This is a genomic window from Corynebacterium appendicis CIP 107643 (assembly GCF_030408415.1).
GTDB lineage: Bacteria > Actinomycetota > Actinomycetes > Mycobacteriales > Mycobacteriaceae > Corynebacterium > Corynebacterium appendicis.
Genome location: NZ_CP046976.1, coordinates 303522 through 319509, shown reverse-complemented (window position 1 = coordinate 319509; position 15988 = coordinate 303522). Strand labels below are relative to the sequence as shown.

General features: G+C 62.7%; 19 protein-coding genes and 3 pseudogenes. 6 read left to right on the top strand and 16 right to left on the bottom strand.

The window, feature by feature from the left end; translation table 11 throughout:
• Nucleotides 1-3: 3 nt before the first annotated feature.
• From CAPP_RS01685 to CAPP_RS01650, 8 genes are all read right to left on the bottom strand, one after another.
• A complete protein-coding gene (locus CAPP_RS01685) occupies nucleotides 4-858 on the bottom strand; it encodes an esterase-like activity of phytase family protein (RefSeq protein WP_076599131.1) in 855 nt (284 codons plus the stop codon).
• A 116-nt stretch (nucleotides 859-974) separates the two neighbouring features.
• On the bottom strand, nucleotides 975-2033 hold the full coding sequence (locus tag CAPP_RS01680) for an MFS transporter (RefSeq protein ID WP_159437732.1): 1059 nt from the start codon (nucleotides 2031-2033) through the stop codon (nucleotides 975-977).
• Between the two features lie 29 nt (nucleotides 2034-2062).
• On the bottom strand, nucleotides 2063-2497 hold the full coding sequence (locus tag CAPP_RS01675) for a DMT family transporter (protein ID WP_076599129.1): 435 nt from the start codon (nucleotides 2495-2497) through the stop codon (nucleotides 2063-2065).
• A gap of 39 nt (nucleotides 2498-2536) precedes the next feature.
• Entirely contained in the window at nucleotides 2537-2857 is a 321-nt protein-coding gene (locus CAPP_RS01670) for a DMT family transporter (protein WP_076599128.1), read from the bottom strand.
• A gap of 36 nt (nucleotides 2858-2893) precedes the next feature.
• Nucleotides 2894-3382: a nucleoside deaminase gene (locus CAPP_RS01665; protein WP_076599127.1), complete on the bottom strand. Its 489-nt coding sequence runs from the start codon at nucleotides 3380-3382 to the stop codon at nucleotides 2894-2896.
• Nucleotides 3379-3999, bottom strand: coding sequence for a DsbA family oxidoreductase (locus CAPP_RS01660; RefSeq protein ID WP_076599126.1), 621 nt, complete (start codon nucleotides 3997-3999; stop codon nucleotides 3379-3381). Before CAPP_RS01660 ends, CAPP_RS01665 begins: the two co-directional genes overlap by 4 nt.
• A gap of 87 nt (nucleotides 4000-4086) precedes the next feature.
• On the bottom strand, nucleotides 4087-4560 hold the full coding sequence (locus tag CAPP_RS01655; protein WP_076599239.1) for a MarR family winged helix-turn-helix transcriptional regulator: 474 nt from the start codon (nucleotides 4558-4560) through the stop codon (nucleotides 4087-4089).
• Nucleotides 4561-4598: 38 nt separating this feature from the next.
• The gene (locus tag CAPP_RS01650) at nucleotides 4599-4883 is read right to left on the bottom strand and encodes a hypothetical protein (RefSeq protein WP_076599125.1); all 285 of its coding nucleotides are present in this window, start codon (nucleotides 4881-4883) and stop codon (nucleotides 4599-4601) included.
• A 286-nt stretch (nucleotides 4884-5169) separates the two neighbouring features.
• On the opposite strand from CAPP_RS01650, the gene CAPP_RS01645 reads away from it, so the two are divergent.
• The gene (locus CAPP_RS01645) at nucleotides 5170-5649 is read left to right on the top strand and encodes a 4'-phosphopantetheinyl transferase superfamily protein (RefSeq protein WP_159437731.1); all 480 of its coding nucleotides are present in this window, start codon (nucleotides 5170-5172) and stop codon (nucleotides 5647-5649) included.
• A gap of 20 nt (nucleotides 5650-5669) precedes the next feature.
• Nucleotides 5670-6092 (top strand): annotated as a pseudogene (locus CAPP_RS11155) (hypothetical protein); the annotation flags it as partial.
• A gap of 320 nt (nucleotides 6093-6412) precedes the next feature.
• On the opposite strand, the pseudogene rplO reads toward CAPP_RS11155, so the two are convergent.
• The 5 genes and pseudogenes from rplO to CAPP_RS01620 all read right to left on the bottom strand — a co-directional run bounded on the left by rplO (nucleotide 6413) and on the right by CAPP_RS01620 (nucleotide 9578).
• Nucleotides 6413-6858: pseudogene (gene rplO / locus CAPP_RS01640) on the bottom strand (50S ribosomal protein L15).
• Nucleotides 6859-6865: 7 nt separating this feature from the next.
• Entirely contained in the window at nucleotides 6866-7051 is a 186-nt protein-coding gene (gene rpmD / locus CAPP_RS01635; protein ID WP_076599123.1) for a 50S ribosomal protein L30, read from the bottom strand.
• Nucleotides 7052-7056: 5 nt separating this feature from the next.
• A pseudogene (locus CAPP_RS01630) lies at nucleotides 7057-7341 on the bottom strand (uS5 family small ribosomal subunit protein); the annotation flags it as partial.
• 23 nt (nucleotides 7342-7364) lie between these two features.
• Nucleotides 7365-8714, bottom strand: coding sequence for an esterase-like activity of phytase family protein (locus CAPP_RS01625; RefSeq protein WP_076599122.1), 1350 nt, complete (start codon nucleotides 8712-8714; stop codon nucleotides 7365-7367).
• A gap of 138 nt (nucleotides 8715-8852) precedes the next feature.
• Nucleotides 8853-9578 (bottom strand): DUF2786 domain-containing protein, encoded by a 726-nt coding sequence (locus tag CAPP_RS01620; RefSeq protein WP_076599121.1) that lies wholly within the window; start codon nucleotides 9576-9578, stop codon nucleotides 8853-8855.
• A gap of 193 nt (nucleotides 9579-9771) precedes the next feature.
• On the opposite strand from CAPP_RS01620, the gene CAPP_RS01615 reads away from it, so the two are divergent.
• Nucleotides 9772-10779: an L-lactate dehydrogenase gene (locus CAPP_RS01615; protein ID WP_076599120.1), complete on the top strand. Its 1008-nt coding sequence runs from the start codon at nucleotides 9772-9774 to the stop codon at nucleotides 10777-10779.
• Between the two features lie 116 nt (nucleotides 10780-10895).
• Entirely contained in the window at nucleotides 10896-11690 is a 795-nt protein-coding gene (locus tag CAPP_RS01610) for an HAD-IIA family hydrolase (RefSeq protein WP_076599119.1), read from the top strand.
• Between the two features lie 117 nt (nucleotides 11691-11807).
• Here the strand turns inward: CAPP_RS01610 and rplE are convergent, their stop codons facing one another.
• From rplE to rplN, 3 genes are read right to left on the bottom strand one after another with little or no spacing between them, the layout of a single operon-like run.
• A complete protein-coding gene (gene rplE, locus CAPP_RS01605) occupies nucleotides 11808-12389 on the bottom strand; it encodes a 50S ribosomal protein L5 (protein WP_076599118.1) in 582 nt (193 codons plus the stop codon).
• Complete coding sequence (rplX, locus tag CAPP_RS01600; RefSeq protein WP_076599117.1) at nucleotides 12389-12703, bottom strand: 50S ribosomal protein L24; 315 nt, start codon at nucleotides 12701-12703, stop codon at nucleotides 12389-12391. Before rplX ends, rplE begins: the two co-directional genes overlap by 1 nt.
• Nucleotides 12704-13072, bottom strand: a complete 369-nt coding sequence (gene rplN, locus CAPP_RS01595; protein WP_076599116.1) for a 50S ribosomal protein L14 — start codon at nucleotides 13070-13072, stop codon at nucleotides 12704-12706. It lies immediately after the preceding gene.
• A 417-nt stretch (nucleotides 13073-13489) separates the two neighbouring features.
• Here rplN and CAPP_RS01590 point away from each other — a divergent pair, with 417 nt between their 5' ends.
• Both CAPP_RS01590 and CAPP_RS01585 read left to right on the top strand, forming a co-directional pair.
• Nucleotides 13490-15112 carry a bifunctional hydroxymethylpyrimidine kinase/phosphomethylpyrimidine kinase gene (locus CAPP_RS01590; protein WP_084560564.1) on the top strand — a complete coding sequence of 541 codons (1623 nt, stop codon included), beginning with the start codon at nucleotides 13490-13492 and terminating at the stop codon, nucleotides 15110-15112.
• A 70-nt stretch (nucleotides 15113-15182) separates the two neighbouring features.
• Nucleotides 15183-15977, top strand: a complete 795-nt coding sequence (locus tag CAPP_RS01585; protein WP_076599115.1) for a formate/nitrite transporter family protein — start codon at nucleotides 15183-15185, stop codon at nucleotides 15975-15977.
• The last annotated feature ends 11 nt before the right edge of the window (nucleotides 15978-15988 follow it).

Sequence of the window (15988 nt, the reverse complement as noted above, 5' to 3'; positions counted from 1 at the left end):
GAGCTATGGCACCAGGACAGTGTGGAAGTACGTCGTCTGGGTGTCGTTGAAGTTATTGTCCGTGACCACGATCAGGGTGCGGCGGCCGTCGTCGGCACGCGGGCCCCATGCCAGACCTTCAACATTGTCCGGGTGCGGCTTCTCGGTGGCGAAGTCGAACACCAGGTGCTTGCTCACAGTATTTTCGCCGCCTGTCAGCTTCTCGCGCCCCAACACGTCGTCGGCGCCGTGGAGATCCAGCTTGTAGATCTCGGCTTTATTCTCCCCGTTTTCACCAAGGTCCTTGAAGAAGCCGCGCTCCAGCATGTAAAGCTCGCCGTTTTCGTCGGCCAGCAGCGATGTCGCGCCGCGGCCAGCTTCGACGCGGACGACGTATTCACGGGTCGGCTTGCCGCTGTCCAGGTCGTAGAAAGTGATGCGGTTGAGCGACGCATCCTTCTCCGAGTTCTTCGCACCGTCCTGGGCGAGCGCGTTTTCCTGGACGGTGACGGCGGTGCGGCCGCCGTGGATAAGCGTCATCCCTTCCGGCCCGTTGTTGTTGTAGATGCCGCGCGTGGAAAAGCCGTTGGGCACCTGGTACTCCGGCACGTCGATGCGGCGGATTTCCTTGCCGTCGGGCGTGGACTCGATGAGCTGCGGTGCGACGACTTTGCCCAGCTTGCCGCTCCCCTCCGTGGTCCACAGGAAATTTCCGTTCGGCAGGACGCGGATCTCCTCCGGGTCCATGAATTCGGTGTACGCCTTGCCTTGCGGGTCGGTGAACTCGACCATCCCGTCGCGGGTAAAAGTCTTCTGGTCTGCTGTGGTGAAGAAGTAGGCGCGGACCGGGCCATGCTCATTCTTGTCGTCAGAGAGCACAACATAACGGAGTATTCGTGTTCCGATCTTGACGAGGGGTGGATATTGCTTCCTGTCTATCGAAGACGCTCCTTTCCTATTCGGGCGTCTGACTATGGTGTTCCGAAATGCGCAGACTATGCGGTTGGCAACAAGCCCTGAATCGTCAACCATCCGGCGGCAAGTGCGCCAATGCCTAACCCGCCGTCGAAGGCGATATTCCATCCCGCGCTGGCCGCTTCCGTTGCACGGGAGGTCCGGGCGCGTCGCATCATGGCGGTCAGAGCAGCCGTCTGGCCTACGCCTGAGGCAAATCCGATGACTGCTACGGCAACGAGGATGCCCAAGTGAGAGGTGAGGACAGAGAAGCCCACCGTCGTCACGGTGAGAAGTCCGACGGCCAGCACCAGGATGACCAGTGGCGGGTACCGATCGGAGACGTGTCCTCCGACCAAGCGGCCTGGTGCTAAGCACACCTGGATGATCAATGCGGCCAGGACGGGCAGCCAAGCGCCGCTTGTATTGCCCACGGAGGACAGAACGGCGGCGTAGAGACTCACTGCGAGTAGGTGACCAAGCAGGCTGATACCGACAACAGCAATAGTGGAGGAGGCCCGTTGGCCTGCTAGTTGGTCCGTGGGCTCTGCCGGTGCTTGAGCCGCTTGTGGATTAGACCGGTGCTCTGTCGCTGCCTTCGCTTGCGTCCCGGGGATGAGGGCGCACAAGGCGAAGGCGCATCCGACGATGGCGACAGCCAGTTGTCCTCCTTGCTCGGCCGCATAGAGGCCGATTGGAGCGCCTAATGCTCCACCTGCTGCCGAACCGAAGCCGTACGTCCCCAGGGCGCGGCCTGTCTGCCCTGGTGCCGCTTGTTCTTTGACCCAGACGGTGCTCATCACTACGAAGACCCCGAAGCCGAGACCGAGGAGGACTGAACCTGGCCACTGGTTCGCCACCGGCAAGATCGCACTTCCTACCCCCATAGACGCGAGTGCGAGCATGACGGCGAGGCGCCGGTTCTTGACCCAGTTCCGTGCCAGGAGCGGGAGCGGTTGGACGGCGACGACAACCAGCATCACGATGCCGACGCGGGTGCCGGCTGAGATGCCGGTTCCGTCGAGAGTGCTCGATGCTGTCGTGTAGAAGGTGTAGAACGCGGCGAACCCGCCGCCGGCTGCCGTGGCGATTCGAGTCACGGAGCGGGCGGGAGCGGGCCGACGCGATGTCACTGGTGCTGTTCCGGGGCTGCGGTGGCCGGGTCATCGCCCTTCTTCGCTTCCAGCTTTGGGCTGTCGGCGAGCTTGAGCCAGATGACACCGCCGATTATAACCGCCAGCCAGAACCCCTTCACGAGGGTGAGGGTCTCATCGAAGAAGACGGGTCCCAGTAGGGCGGCGCCGACGGCGCCGATGCCAGCCCAGACGGCGTAACCGATGCCAACGTCAATCTTCTTCAGAGCCACACTGAGGAAGAACAGAGTGAAGAGGAAGAAGACGATCGCGACGAGGGACCAAGTGAGGTTGCTGAAGCCTTCGCTGCCGTTGACGCTCAGGGCGTAACCAACTTCGAATCCTCCGGCGAGTAGTAGGGCCAACCAGGGGCCCGCCTTCTTCTCGGCGGTTTCCGGGGCGGTGGTGTCGCGGGTCGCAGCGGTGGTCATGACTGAAGTCCTTTCTTAAGATGGAGCAAGGGAGAGTGATTAAGCAGTACCGGCGAGGTTGAGCCCGACGACGCCTGCGATGACGATGCCGATACCCAGCAGCTTCTTCCATGTGAGTTTCTGAGAGAGGAAGAGCGTGCCGAGGATGACAATTCCGACGCCTGCCAGCGAGGTCCACAGCGCATAGCCGACGCCGACGTCGAAGGTCAGTAGGGCCAGACTGAGGAAGAAGGTAGCGATGCCGCCACTGACGAGGGTGGCGATGCTCCACCAGAGTTTGGTGAAGCCTTGTGCCTTTCCGGCGGAGATGCCGACTGCGACTTCGAAGATGACGGCGATGCCGAGGTAGAGCCAGCTCATGGTGAGTGTCCTTTCAAGGGTGCACAGGAGCGCTGGTTAGCGTCCGCGGTTGTTCTGTGTTTGGAGGTATCGAGAGAACGGCTCGCTGCCGCGCTCGGTGGGCAGATGATTGAAGACGGCGGACCGGAGTTCATCGGTGATGCCCAGCGAGGGATAGCTGGCGCGATAGTCGAACCCCCATTCGGCGACGACGTCACGGTCGACGGCCACGTAGATGGCTTCGATGCCGTGGTCGAGGGCAAAGCGATAGCACAGCCCGCAAGGTTCTCCGGTGGCCAGTAGTGCTGTTCCGGTTAGATCCTCCCGGCCGTCCTCCTCGAGGACTTCACGCATGGCGACGATCTCGGCATGAGCACTCGGATCTAGAGTCTCACGAACTCTGTTGACCCCGAAGTCGGAGATGATGCCCGAGTCATCGACGACGACGCCGACGAAGGGCAGCCCTCCGGCCTCGACGTGCTCCACGCACTTCTCAACGGCCTGGTCCATGACCTCGGCTAGGGCATCCGGCGAAGTCCTGCTCATGAGCGAACCTCGCTCGTGGCAGTTCCGCTGGTCAGGTCGTCGACGGTCTTCTTCAGCCGTGTGGCGCTGGGGACTCCGGTCAGAAGGTGTCCGTCGACCATGATGCTCGGCACGGAGGTGACGCCGACGGCGTTGACTGCGTAGTCCTGGTCGGCTTGCTGCTTGGCCCGTCGGTCCTCGCTGTGCAGAGCGGCTTCAACCTCGCTCGCGTCAAGTCCTACCGAGGTGGCGACGTCGACGACCACGTCGTCATCGCCGATGTTCCGATCGTCTTGGAAGAACGCTTTGTACATTGCGTCGGAGTACGCCTCGGCCTTGCCGTGCTCCTGGGCTAGCTGGAGCACCATGAATGCCTTCTCGGTGCGTGGCTGGGGTGAGACCGTCGGGAGGCTGATTGGGACATTGAGGCGCTCGGCCATCGGGTAGACCGCGTCCTTCCAGATCCGCGGAAGATAGTCGTCTTCGGGTCGCAGAGTAGGGACAGGGTCAGGGCGTAGTTCGAAGGGCCGGATGGTCACCTCGACGTCGCGGTCTTGCTTGAGCTCATCGATGGCTCCCTTTACGAGGAAGCAGAAGGGGCAAACATAGTCGACAAAAACGTCAACTTTCGTAGTCATGGAACACTCCTTTAGATTCAGAGATTGTTAAGTGTGCATGTGCATGCATATATATAGGTGCGAATCAGCCGGAACCACAGGCAGCTCTTAGGAGATGAGCTTGCTGATCGCCTCGAACGATTGGTCGAGATCAATTAGATCCAGCTGCGGGTACTGCTTGCCTGCATCGCTTAGGAGCTCGCGGATCTTCGTTTCGTATGGCTCGCGGATCTCCGTCACGGCGTCGAGGCCGGCATCAGTGAGGACCGCGAAGACCCCTCGCCCATCGTCTGGGCAGGTGTCCCGGAACGCCAGCCCCTTGTCCTCCAAGCGCCCGACCAGTCGAGTCACCGAGGTCTGGGCGAGACCGACCCGCTTCGCGAGCTCGGTGATCCGCAGCTCACGATCGGATGCCCGGCTCAGATGAAGTACAGCTCGGTACTCGGTGAGGCCGATGTTGTAGTTATCGGCCAGCCACTTATCTAGTGTGGCGTCGACCGCGGCGACGATCGCCGCGACCTGCGCCCACGACGCGCTGAGGTTACGGGCCGGGAGGGGCGCTGCTGAATCAGAAGATTCCATGTACATGCACGTAATACTACCATGGGCGCTCTTCCAGGTCACCCCTGGGCGAAGAGGCGTCCGTATCCTCTCACCTGCGACCTCAGATCGGTACGCCTCAGGCTGGCCCATACGAGCACCTGATTGGCGGTGCGCGCAGTAATTCCCAGATGACGGTCGAGATAGTCGATCGCACCGATGGCTAGCTGCCCATTGCCGGCGATGAAGACCGTATCTGCGCCGGTGCCTGTGACCAGCTTCTCCACAGCGGCGGCTGTGGAGGCCGGGTCGATCGTCAGCGGGCCTCCGACAGGGCCACTGAGCGTTGCTGAGATGATGTCCAAGCCCGGCGGACAGCTTGAGCCGAGGCGTCGCTGTGTTGGCAGTTGTCACTGTCAGGGTCATGGTTGCTCCTTCCTGGTCGTCTCTTCCGAGAGGAGTGAGCTCTCCTGGGTGTCAGGCGCTGACCCCTCGGAATTTTGATTGATGTACATGCATCAACTTAGACTAGTGCATGTGCATGCATCAAGCCGGGATCAAGAATTTTTCGGAATATGTCGCAGATCACCCCCGACCCTCAGCCTCTGGCAGGCTCCCTCTGTCGACGGCCAGGACGTCGCCGCTCGCCTAGTGGAGTACGCTCTTGGAGTCGAAGCTAGACGGTATTTTCGCAGTTCAGAGCGGTTTTTCCCCCTTTGCTACGAGGGTCGGTACTTCTCAGTGGCTCACTCGCCGGCAACCACCGTGGTCGTGGTCGCGGGGGTGCCTATTGGCGTCGACGTCGAACAGCGACTCACCCGGCAGGCGTGCTCCGATCTTGCCTGGGCTTGGTCCCCCGACGAGGGCAGGGAGCTTCTGGGGGACGTCGCGGAGGAGTGCATCTCGACCGAGATCTGGACGGCCAAGGAGGCTGCTGGAAAGGCCCTCGGAGTGGGCCTGCAAGCGATGCCCTTCACCATCGCGTCGTCCCCCTCGCCGACGGCGGCCGCGCACCGGAGCATCGTGATGTCGACTGCCAACGGGGAGCCGGTTTCTCTGGACTCGCACGGGATGTGGTACGGCGAGAGTCATCTCCGGTTTGCCTGGCGACTCGAGGACCCGGCACCTTAGCCCCGAGTTAGGAATCGTAGATGCTGCGGCCCTCCCTGCGGGACAGATCCTGCAGGAGAGGACTGTGTATCGATGACCTCACTCGCCGCGGAGGCCTGAGCCGCTGCTGCTACGGCGGAGGCGCCATTCCTACACCGCTTCGACCGCGGAGAATTCCACACACACTGTTGGCACCTCGGGTGCTGGGGTGCGCTGGCGCGCACCTGACCGCCAAGGCGGTCAATCCTCACGACCGCCTCGGGAGGCGGTGCACGATGGTCATGACCATCCGGGTGATGTCGTCCGGGCGCGGCTACGAGTACTTGATGAAGTCTGTGGCCACCGGTGACGCCGCGCGCGAGACCGGCACGCCGCTGACCCGGTATTACACCGAGACCGGCTGCCCACCGGGCACCTGGCTCGGCTCGGGACTGGAAGGCCTCGACACCGGACAGGGGTCTGCACTCGCTGACGGGGACACGGCCACCGGGGAGCAGCTGGATAAGCTGCTCATTCATCCACGACTACAACTACCATCGAGCCCACACCGCCCTCGGCGGCCTCACCCCCGCACAACGCGTTCACAACGTCACGGGGAAGTACACCTAGGCCTGAACAACGCAAGTAGCAGCTCGCAGAAAACGCAAAAGTCGGTCTCTACGAACTCCTACTTGCGCTGTGTAGCCAACCACACCCCAGCAATACATCTACCACGCGACGCAAAAAGCCCGCCCCTTAAAACAAGGGGTGGCGGGCTCGAGCGTTCTCCGCTCGGAAAAGGCGCTTACGCCTCGGTGGTGGAGCCGCCGGCAGCCTGGATCTTCTCGGCTGCGGACTTGGAGAACTTGTTGGCGGTGACGTCGAGCTTGACGCTCAGGTCGCCGTTACCGAGAACCTTGACCGGCTGGTTCTTGCGCACCAGGCCGGCTGCGACGATGTCCGCAACGGTGGCGGTGCCGCCGTTGGGGAACTTCTCAGCCAGGTCGGCAACGTTGACCACCTGGTAGACGATCTTGTTGTTGTTCTTGAAGCCTTGAGCTTCGGCAGACGCATGTGCAGCGGCATCTGGCCACCCTCGAAAGCAGCGGAAACCTGCTTGCGAGCGCCGGTGCCCTTGGTGCCGCGGCCTGCGGTCTTGCCCTTGGAGGCCTCACCGCGGCCAACGCGGGTCTTGGCCTTGTTTGCACCCTCAGCCGGGCGCAGATCATGGTGCTTGATGATGTCAGCCATGTTTTCGCTACTCCCCTGCAACTTCTTCAACGGTGACGAGGTGGCGCACCTTGAGGATCTGGCCGCGGGTGGCAGCGTTGTCCTTCTTGACAACGGACTGGCCAATCTTGCGCAGGCCGAGGGCCTCGAGGTTCTTGCGGGTCATCGGCTTCTCGCCAACCTTGCCGTGGTGCAACGTGATCTTCAGTGCCATTGTGCTTAGGCCTCCTGTCCTGCGCGGGCGCGGAGCATGCGGGCCGGGGCAACGTCCTCGATGGCCTTACCGCGCTTGGCGGCGACCTCCTCGGGGCGCACAAGTTCCTTCAAGCCGGCAACCGTGGCCTTAACCACATTGAGGGCGTTGTCGGAACCCAGCGACTTAGCCAGGATGTCCTGGATGCCGGCGCACTCGAGAACCGGGCGGACGGCGCCGCCGGCGATGACACCGGTACCGGGAGCAGCCGGGCGGAGCATGACGATGCCCGCGGCGGTCTCCGCGCTGATCCGGGGAGCAGCCGCACAGCGAGCTATGGCACCAGGACAGTGTGGAAGTACGTCGTCTGGGTGTCGTTGAAGTTATTGTCCGTGACCACGATCAGGGTGCGGCGGCCGTCGTCGGCACGCGGGCCCCATGCCAGACCTTCAACATTGTCCGGGTGCGGCTTCTCGGTGGCGAAGTCGAACACCAGGTGCTTGCTCACAGTATTTTCGCCGCCTGTCAGCTTCTCGCGCCCCAACACGTCGTCGGCGCCGTGGAGATCCAGCTTGTAGATCTCGGCTTTATTCTCCCCGTTTTCACCAAGGTCCTTGAAGAAGCCGCGCTCCAGCATGTAAAGCTCGCCGTTTTCGTCGGCCAGCAGCGATGTCGCGCCGCGGCCAGCTTCGACGCGGACGACGTATTCACGGGTCGGCTTGCCGCTGTCCAGGTCGTAGAAAGTGATGCGGTTGAGCGACGCATCCTTCTCCGAGTTCTTCGCACCGTCCTGGGCGAGCGCGTTTTCCTGGACGGTGACGGCGGTGCGGCCGCCGTGGATAAGCGTCATCCCTTCCGGCCCGTTGTTGTTGTAGATGCCGCGCGTGGAAAAGCCGTTGGGCACCTGGTACTCCGGCACGTCGATGCGGCGGATTTCCTTGCCGTCGGGCGTGGACTCGATGAGCTGCGGTGCGACGACTTTGCCCAGCTTGCCGCTCCCCTCCGTGGTCCACAGGAAATTTCCGTTCGGCAGGACGCGGATCTCCTCCGGGTCCATGAATTCGGTGTACGCCTTGCCTTGCGGGTCGGTGAACTCGACCATCCCGTCGCGGGTGAAAGTCTTCTGGTCTGCTGTGGTGAAGAAGTAGGCGCGGACCGGGCCATGCTCATTCTTGTCGTCAGCGAGCACAGCATAACGTCCCGGCGCGACCTCGTCGACACCGCTGAACCCGCCGGCCGCCTTGTCTGTGTTCTCCGCACTGAAGTCGAAGCGATTCACATACTCCGCTTCCTTCGGCTCCACCGGGGCGGGTTCGCCTTTCTCCCCGCCGTCCGAAGAGCCCCAAGAGGAGCCGCTTTCCGGCTGCCCCGGCAGCGCACCCGCGATTGCTTTGAAGATCAAGATACTGAGCCCGCCGAGCACCGCCGCCGCGGCTTCGACTCCCGCGACCGCCGCCGGCAGCGGGACCTTCACTCCCCCGATCATGATTTCGCCCTGCCCTAGTGCGCCAAGATCGACCAGCGAGGACAGATCATTCGGCCCGGGGACAACGGCGGGTGCGTGCGCTGGTGCCGGCGCGGGCGCTGCTGGGTGCCCTCCGCCAGCCACCGCTGGCGCAGGATTCACGGCGAGTGCAACAGACACGGTCAGGGCGACAGCGACGGAACGGACGGAACGGGACATGGTTACTCCTGTGCTCGGCGGGAACGTGATTCCCAGCCTAAGAACGCTTGTCCGTGCCGCAAGCGTGACGCTGGAAATTCACGTGCGTGTAGCTGCCGCGTTTCCGCAGGTTCACCCGGACGCGGCCGCAGCGCCGCGCTAGCAGGGCAACGCCGGCCGCGCACGCACCCGTGTCTGACCGAGGTCGCTGGTCTCGCCGGCGCTGACGCCCTGAAAGAAGGCTCCGGCGTCCACCGTCGCTCGGGAGGAGCGGTTGGTGAACTCGATTCCCTGCTGCGCGGCGAACTCGTTCATGGCGTCGCTGGCCTTATCGCGGTCGTCCATCAGCGCGAGGGCGTACTCGCCCTTCCCGGCGGCGACGGTTCCCTCGGCTGCCTGCAGCCGCTCGGCGATGACGCTGATGAATCCGCCCATGTAGGACCTGCGGGCGACCACGGTGGCCACGCCGAGAGCGCGGTTGCCACTGATCTTCTGCGCGCCGGCGGCCATCTGCGGGTTTAGCACGCCGTAGAGCATGTCCACCCGCTCCAGGTGGCGGCGCAAACCGAAAGCGGTGACGGTGGAGACTTTGCGGGAGCGCCGGGCGCCTTCCATGTACCCCATGCAGTGCAACGTGTTGCAGAGATTGATCAAAAGCGACGCCTGCATATCGGTGTACGAGCCGCCGAGGGAGAATGTGCGCATAATCACCTCGTCGCCGTCGGTCGGGTTCTTTAGGTCGCGCTCCTCGAAGCCGTAGGCCGCCATGAGGTCGAACGCCTTCTGGTAAAAGACCTCCCCTTCGGCCGTCCCGGCCCGGTCTGCTGCCTGGTTAAGCAACTTTTGCACGCGTTCTTTGGTCTTGTCGATATTCGTCGTACCCATGATTTCCCCCTTGGTTTTGCGTGTCGAAGGTACGCCTCCGGTTCTATCGTGCGCACCCACCCCACACCGCGGCCTGTCGAAAAGCACCCTGTGGATAACTTCGAAGCGGGCGCAAACGGGCACTCGTGACTAATGTCGGAGTCAAAGCTGCTAACTGCTACGCACCGCAGCGAACACGAGCGAAGGAGCATCAATGATCCATCCGAACGCATCGCACAAAGTCGACGTCGACGTAGAAAACCCCACTCCCGGCAACAAGGTCGTGCTGATTGGCGCCGGTGACGTCGGAATGGCCTACGCATCCGCCATCGTCAACCAGGGTCTTAGCGACCACCTCGCCATCATCGACCTGAACGAAGAGAAGGTCTGGGGCGAGGTCCAGGACCTCAACCACGCTGTCCCGTGGTCCGGCCACAACACCCGCGTCACCCAGGGCACCTACGAGGACTGCCGCGACGCTGCTGTCGTCGTTAACTGCGCCGGCGTCGCACAGCGCGACGGTGAGACCCGCCTCGAACTGGTCGGCCGCAACGTCAAGATCTTCAAGTCCATCGTCGACGAGGTCATGGATCACGGTTTCAACGGCATCTTCGTCGTCGCCACCAACCCGGTCGACGTCCTCGCGTACGCGACCTGGAAGTTCTCCGGCCTGCCGTCCAACCGCGTCATCGGTTCCGGCACTGTGCTGGACACCGCCCGTTACCGCTACGCACTCGGCGAGTACTTCGGCACCGCCGCCACCAACGTCCACGCCTACGTCATCGGCGAGCACGGCGACACCGAGCTGGCCGTCACCTCCTCCGCTTCCGCCGCGGGCGTCCCGCTGAAGAACCGCCTGGAGAAGATGTCGGAGACCGACCCGGACACCTCCAACAAGATGGAGGAGATCTTCGTCAAGACCCGCGACGCAGCCTACGACATCATCCGCGCCAAGGGTTCCACCAGCTACGGCATCGGCGGCGGCCTCGCCCGCATCACCCGCGCTGTGCTCCGCAACGAAGAGGTCGTCCTCCCGGTCAGCGCCCTGCTGGAAGGCCAGTACGGCGAGGAGGACATCTACATCGGCACCCCGGCCGTGATCAACCGCGACGGCATCAAGGACGTTGTCGAGCTCAGCCTCGACGAGCACGAGTCCGAGCAGTTCGCTCACTCCGCGAAGGTCCTGCGCGTTGTCATGAACCAGGCGGAGCTCACCGACTAAAGAGCTTCCCGACGGACGCGTTCACACCCCCTGACCTCGCCCACGAGACGGCGCGCGGCAGGGGGCGTTCGTCGTCAAGCGTCTGCTTGCTAACCAACTAGCTGAAGGAGAATGACATGATTTCCTACTTGACCGACATGGACGGCGTGCTGCACCGCGAAGGGTCGGTGATCCCGGGCGCCGAGGAGTTCATCTCCGCCCTGCGTGAAGAGGAGATCCCGTTCATGGTGCTCACGAACAACTCCATGCAGACGCCGCGGGACCTCTCCGCGAAGCTCGTGCGCATGGGCCTGCACATCGAGCCCGAGCGGATTTGGACGTCCGCGACAGCCACCGCGAACTTCATGTCCAAGCAGGCGGGCCAGTCCAGCGCGTATGTCATCGGGGAAGCAGGCTTGACGACGGCCCTTCACGAGCAAGGCTGGATCCTCACCGACGCCGACCCCGACTTCGTGGTGCTGGGCGAAACCCGCACCTACTCCTTCGAGGCGATCTCGACGGCGGCGAACTTGATCATGAACGGCGCCCGTTTTATCGGCACCAACCCTGACGTCACCGGCCCCGGACCGCACGGAGTCATCCCGGCGACCGGCGCAGTCGCCGCAATGATCACCGAAATGACCGGAAAGCGCCCCTACTACATCGGCAAACCCAACCCGGTGATGATGCGCACCGCACTCAACAACATCGGCGCGCACTCCGAGAACACCGTCATGATCGGCGACCGCATGGACACCGACGTCAAAGCCGGCCTCGAAGCCGGCATGCGCACCATCCTCGTGCGCACCGGCATCTCCGACGATGCCGAAATCGCCCGCTACCCCTACCGGCCCACCACCATCCTCGACTCCGTGGCGGAGCTGGCGAACCGGGTCCACGACCCGTTCGAGGACGGCGCATTCACTGACTAAACGCGGACATGCCCGCTGCCCGGCAAATACTGCGAGAATAGTCCCACCAACGACGAAACCCCCTGCGTCCCGGATTGAAAACAACCGGGACCCAGGGGGCGTCGATAAGCGAAATGCTTATGCCTGCTGCATCTTGCCGTCCTTGTCCTTGAACGGGAAGCCGAAGTGGCGCAGCAGAGCGCGGCCTTCCTCGTCGTTGACAGCGGACGTGACAACAGTGATGTCCATGCCGCGCGGACGGTCGATCTTGTCCACGTCGATCTCGTAGAACATCGTCTGCTCGGACAGGCCGAACGTGTAGTTGCCGTTGCCGTCGAACTGGGTGTCCGACAGGCCGCGGAAGTCGCGAATACGCGGAAGAGCAACCGTCAGCAGACGGTCCAGGAACTCCCACATACGGTCGCCGCGCAGGGTGACCTTCGCGCCGATCGGCATGCCCTCGCGGAGCTTGAAGTTAGCGATGGACTTCTTCGCGCGACGCAGCTGCGGCTTCTGGCCGGTGATCGCGGTGAGGTCCTCGAGCGCGCCGTTGATCATCTTGGAATCGCGCGCAGCGTCGCCGACACCCATGTTGACCACAATTTTGGTCAGACCCGGGATCTGCATGACGTTGTCGTAGCCGAACTGCTCAGACAGCTTGCCGCGAATCTCGTCCTGGTAACGCGTCTTCAGACGCGGGGTGTAGTTAGCCTCGGTCATTAGATGTCCTTCCCGTTCGACTTGGCAACGCGGACCTTCTTGCCGTTCTCATCGAAGCGGTAACCCACACGGGTCGGGGTGCCATCAGAGTCGACCACCATCACGTTGGACACGTGGATCGGGGCCTCCTGGGTGACAATGCCGCCGGACTCAGCGCCGCGCTCATTGTAAGAGTTAGCAACGTGCTTCTTCACACGGTTCACGCCCTCGACGAGGACACGGTCACGCTGCGGGTACGCCTCGATGACGCGACCCTGAGCGCCCTTGTCCTTACCAGCGATGACCTGGACCATATCGCCCTTCTTGATCTTCAACTAGATCACCTCCGGTGCGAGAGACACGATCTTCATGAACTTCTTATCGCGCAGCTCACGAGCGACCGGGCCGAAGATACGGGTGCCGCGGGGCTCAGTGTCGTTCTTGATCAGAACAGCTGCATTCTCGTCGAACGAGATGTAGGAACCGTCCGGACGACGGGTCTCCTTCTTCGCGCGCACGATGACAGCGCGAACGACCTCGCCTTCCTTGACGTTGCCGCCCGGGGCGGCTTCCTTCACGGTGGCGACAATCGTGTCGCCGATACCGGCGAAGCGTCGAACAGAACCGCCGAGCACCTGGATGCACAGAATCTCGCGTGCACCAGTGTTGTCGGCGACCTTCAGACGCGATTCTTTCTGAATCACAGTTGGTCTCCTGACCTGGATCAATGTGCGCCAGATTTCCGTCCTGCACGCACGTGGTCAATGTCTTTCGTGCCTTTCCGCTTATCGACGAACAGTGGCAGGTTTCAATCTCCCCCACCGTCGAAGGGTCTCGCAGCCTCAACTCGGAAACGCGCGTTGGCTGCGACCAGCGTTAGACAACTGTGGTATTAAACCACGTCATCTCTGCTTCGCCCAAATCCCGCCGCTGCCCGAAACATCGCCCCGGCCCGCCGCAATTCGCGTACGATGACGGGTCAAGACACGGGGTGCCGCGCACCCGTCGCCGCGCAACGCCGCAGTTCGCCAGAGCTGCAGCCGCGCAAACCGGAGGCGGGCGCGAAGCTGAGATCACACCCGTCGAACCTGAACGAACCAATATTCGCGGAGGAATGTCTGATGGTGTCTTTGTCCGATTCTTTGCCTACTTCTGCTCACGCTTCTTCTGACGCTGGCGCGAGCGGCGCCACGTTTGAGGCCGACTCGCAACGCAGCGCGATCCCGAACATCCTGTCCATCGCGGGCACGGACCCGACGGGCGGCGCGGGGATCCAGGCGGACCTGAAGTCCATTTCGGCGGCGGGCGGCTACGGCATGTGCGTGGTGACAGCGCTGGTCGCACAGAATACGCACGGGGTGCGCAGTATCCATGTTCCGCCGCAGGACTTCCTGAAGGAGCAGCTTGACGCAGTCGTCGACGATGTCGAGGTGGACGGGGTGAAGATCGGCATGCTGGGCGACGTGGACACGACTAAGACGGTGTCGGATTACCTCGCGGCGCACCCGGTACCGACGGTGGTGGTCGACCCGGTGATGGTGGCAACGAGCGGCGACCGCCTTCTGACAGAGGACGCGGAGGAGGCGATGCGCCAATTCGTGAAGGATCACGCGACGGTAGTCACGCCGAATATTCCGGAACTCGCCGTGCTGGCGGGCACAACGCCAGCGGAGACGTTCGACGAGGCGGTTGAGCAGGGGCGCGGGTACGCGAAGGCGGCGGGAGTGAAGGTTGTCGTGAAGGGCGGCCACCTCGAGGAGGGCTACGCGTCGAATGCCTTGGTCACACAGGAAGGTGAGACGGAAGTCGCTCGCGTCCCGCGCGTGGATACGAAGAACACGCACGGCACGGGGTGTTCGCTGTCGTCGGCGCTCGCCACGCGAATGGCAATCGACCCGGACGGCGCGCTCGCTTGGACGTCGAGTTGGCTCCACGAGGCGATCGCACACGCGGACGACCTCAACGTCGGCAGCGGCCACGGGCCGGTGGATCATTTCCACCGTTCGCGCCGCCTCGCGGCAGCAGGGTCGACGCGGCCATGGAAGCTTATCGACGACTGGACCACCCCCTCCACCCCGTCCCTCGAGCCCAAGATTCCCGCTGCCGGGCCCTTCACCCGCGAACTGTGGGACAAGGCGGCTAATAAGGTATGGCCGGAGACGCTGAATCTGCCGTTCATCCGTGCGCTGCGCGACGGCACGCTGCCGGAGGAGCAGTTCGGTTTCTACCTGGTGCAGGATGCTTATTACCTGCGTGAATACTCCCGTGCCCTGGCGACGGTGGGTGCAAAGGCTCCGGAGGCGGAAGACCAGGTGTGGTGGACGCAGTCCGCGACCGTCGCTATCGAGGCGGAGTCGGAGCTGCACCGGAATTGGATCTCTCAGCACCACGTTGAGGCGGACACTCCCCCCTCTCCGGTCACTCTCGGCTACGTGAATATGCTCACATCTACGGCAGCTTTTTCCGACTATATTGTCGGCGCTGCGGCAGTTTTGCCGTGCTTTTGGCTCTACGCGGAGGTCGGTCTGCACCTCGCGGAGAATAATCATCCGGACCATCCGTACAACGCGTGGCTATCCATGTACGGGGGCGACGATTTCACAGATGCCGTGCGTATGGCCCTGAATTCCGTGGAAAAGGCGCTCTCCTCCGCGAGCGAGAAGCAGCGCGCGGACGCCGTCGAAGCCTTCATGTACGCGTGCTACTACGAACGCGAGTTCTTCGATCAGGCATCGCGCAACTAGTTCGTAGAGGGAGATTCTGGGCCAAAATCACGGTTAGCCACCCACCCGCGAATGCTTTAGCTTGGGAAGAGTGAGTTTCAGTGAGAAGGCCCCAGTATCAATCCAGAACAAGCTAGACCTGTTCGGCCGCGAGCCAGGTCGCTTTGCCCTTCGCGCTATTATGGCCGGCGTCCTTTTGGGCATCATGACTGCGTTCGCTGCGGCGACAGCAACCCTGACCGAATCCTACGCCCCGGGCTGGGGCAAGTACCCGTTCGCGGTGATCTTCGCGGTGACCCTCTACATGATCGTCGTCCTCCAGGCCGAGTTGGCTACGGGCAACATGATGTTCATGACTTATGGCTTCGTCCATAAGCTGAACACGATCCCGCGCGGCCTGGTGGTCATTCTGTTCGTGACATTCTTCAACCTCGTCGGCGCGGCCATTGTTTCATGGCTGATTTCCATGACCACCACCGGCCAGAACGCCGAGACGACCATGCCGTTCATGGCGAGCCTGTGGGAGGCGAAGCTTGCTAAGCCGAGTCTCACCCTCTTTTTCGAGGCCATCTTGGCCAACATGGTCGTCAACATCGGCTTCATGCTGACGGCGCAGGCCGGTAAAGACCACAGCGCCAAGATCTGGGCCGTGGCCATCATCATTCCGGCGTTCGCGGCAATGGGTTACGAGCACTCGATCGCGAACTTCGTGCTGACGACCCTGAACGGCTTCATGTTCGACCCGTCCTCCATCGAGGGCTTCACGGTCGGCAACGTCCTGCGCAACTGGACGATCGTCTGGCTGGGCAACCTGGTCGGCGGCGGTCTGATCATGGGCGGCATCTACGGCTGGCTCAACCGCACGCGCACGAAATACCGCGACTAGTTCCTGTCCCC

Bases quoted from the DNA above. Each gene is read 5' to 3' on its own strand.
- CAPP_RS01615 (WP_076599120.1), top strand. From the start codon at position 9,772: ATGATCCATCCGAACGCATCGCACAAAGTCGACGTCGACGTAGAAAAC.
- CAPP_RS01660 (WP_076599126.1), bottom strand. From the start codon at position 3,999: ATGACTACGAAAGTTGACGTTTTTGTCGACTATGTTTGCCCCTTCTGC.
- CAPP_RS01625 (WP_076599122.1), bottom strand. From the start codon at position 8,714: ATGTCCCGTTCCGTCCGTTCCGTCGCTGTCGCCCTGACCGTGTCTGTT.
- CAPP_RS01620 (WP_076599121.1), bottom strand. From the start codon at position 9,578: ATGGGTACGACGAATATCGACAAGACCAAAGAACGCGTGCAAAAGTTG.
- CAPP_RS01610 (WP_076599119.1), top strand. From the start codon at position 10,896: ATGATTTCCTACTTGACCGACATGGACGGCGTGCTGCACCGCGAAGGG.
- rpmD (WP_076599123.1), bottom strand. From the start codon at position 7,051: ATGGCACTGAAGATCACGTTGCACCACGGCAAGGTTGGCGAGAAGCCG.
- CAPP_RS01590 (WP_084560564.1), top strand. From the start codon at position 13,490: ATGGTGTCTTTGTCCGATTCTTTGCCTACTTCTGCTCACGCTTCTTCT.
- CAPP_RS01665 (WP_076599127.1), bottom strand. From the start codon at position 3,382: ATGAGCAGGACTTCGCCGGATGCCCTAGCCGAGGTCATGGACCAGGCC.
- CAPP_RS01675 (WP_076599129.1), bottom strand. From the start codon at position 2,497: ATGACCACCGCTGCGACCCGCGACACCACCGCCCCGGAAACCGCCGAG.
- CAPP_RS01655 (WP_076599239.1), bottom strand. From the start codon at position 4,560: ATGGAATCTTCTGATTCAGCAGCGCCCCTCCCGGCCCGTAACCTCAGC.
- CAPP_RS01670 (WP_076599128.1), bottom strand. From the start codon at position 2,857: ATGAGCTGGCTCTACCTCGGCATCGCCGTCATCTTCGAAGTCGCAGTC.
- rplE (WP_076599118.1), bottom strand. From the start codon at position 12,389: ATGACCGAGGCTAACTACACCCCGCGTCTGAAGACGCGTTACCAGGAC.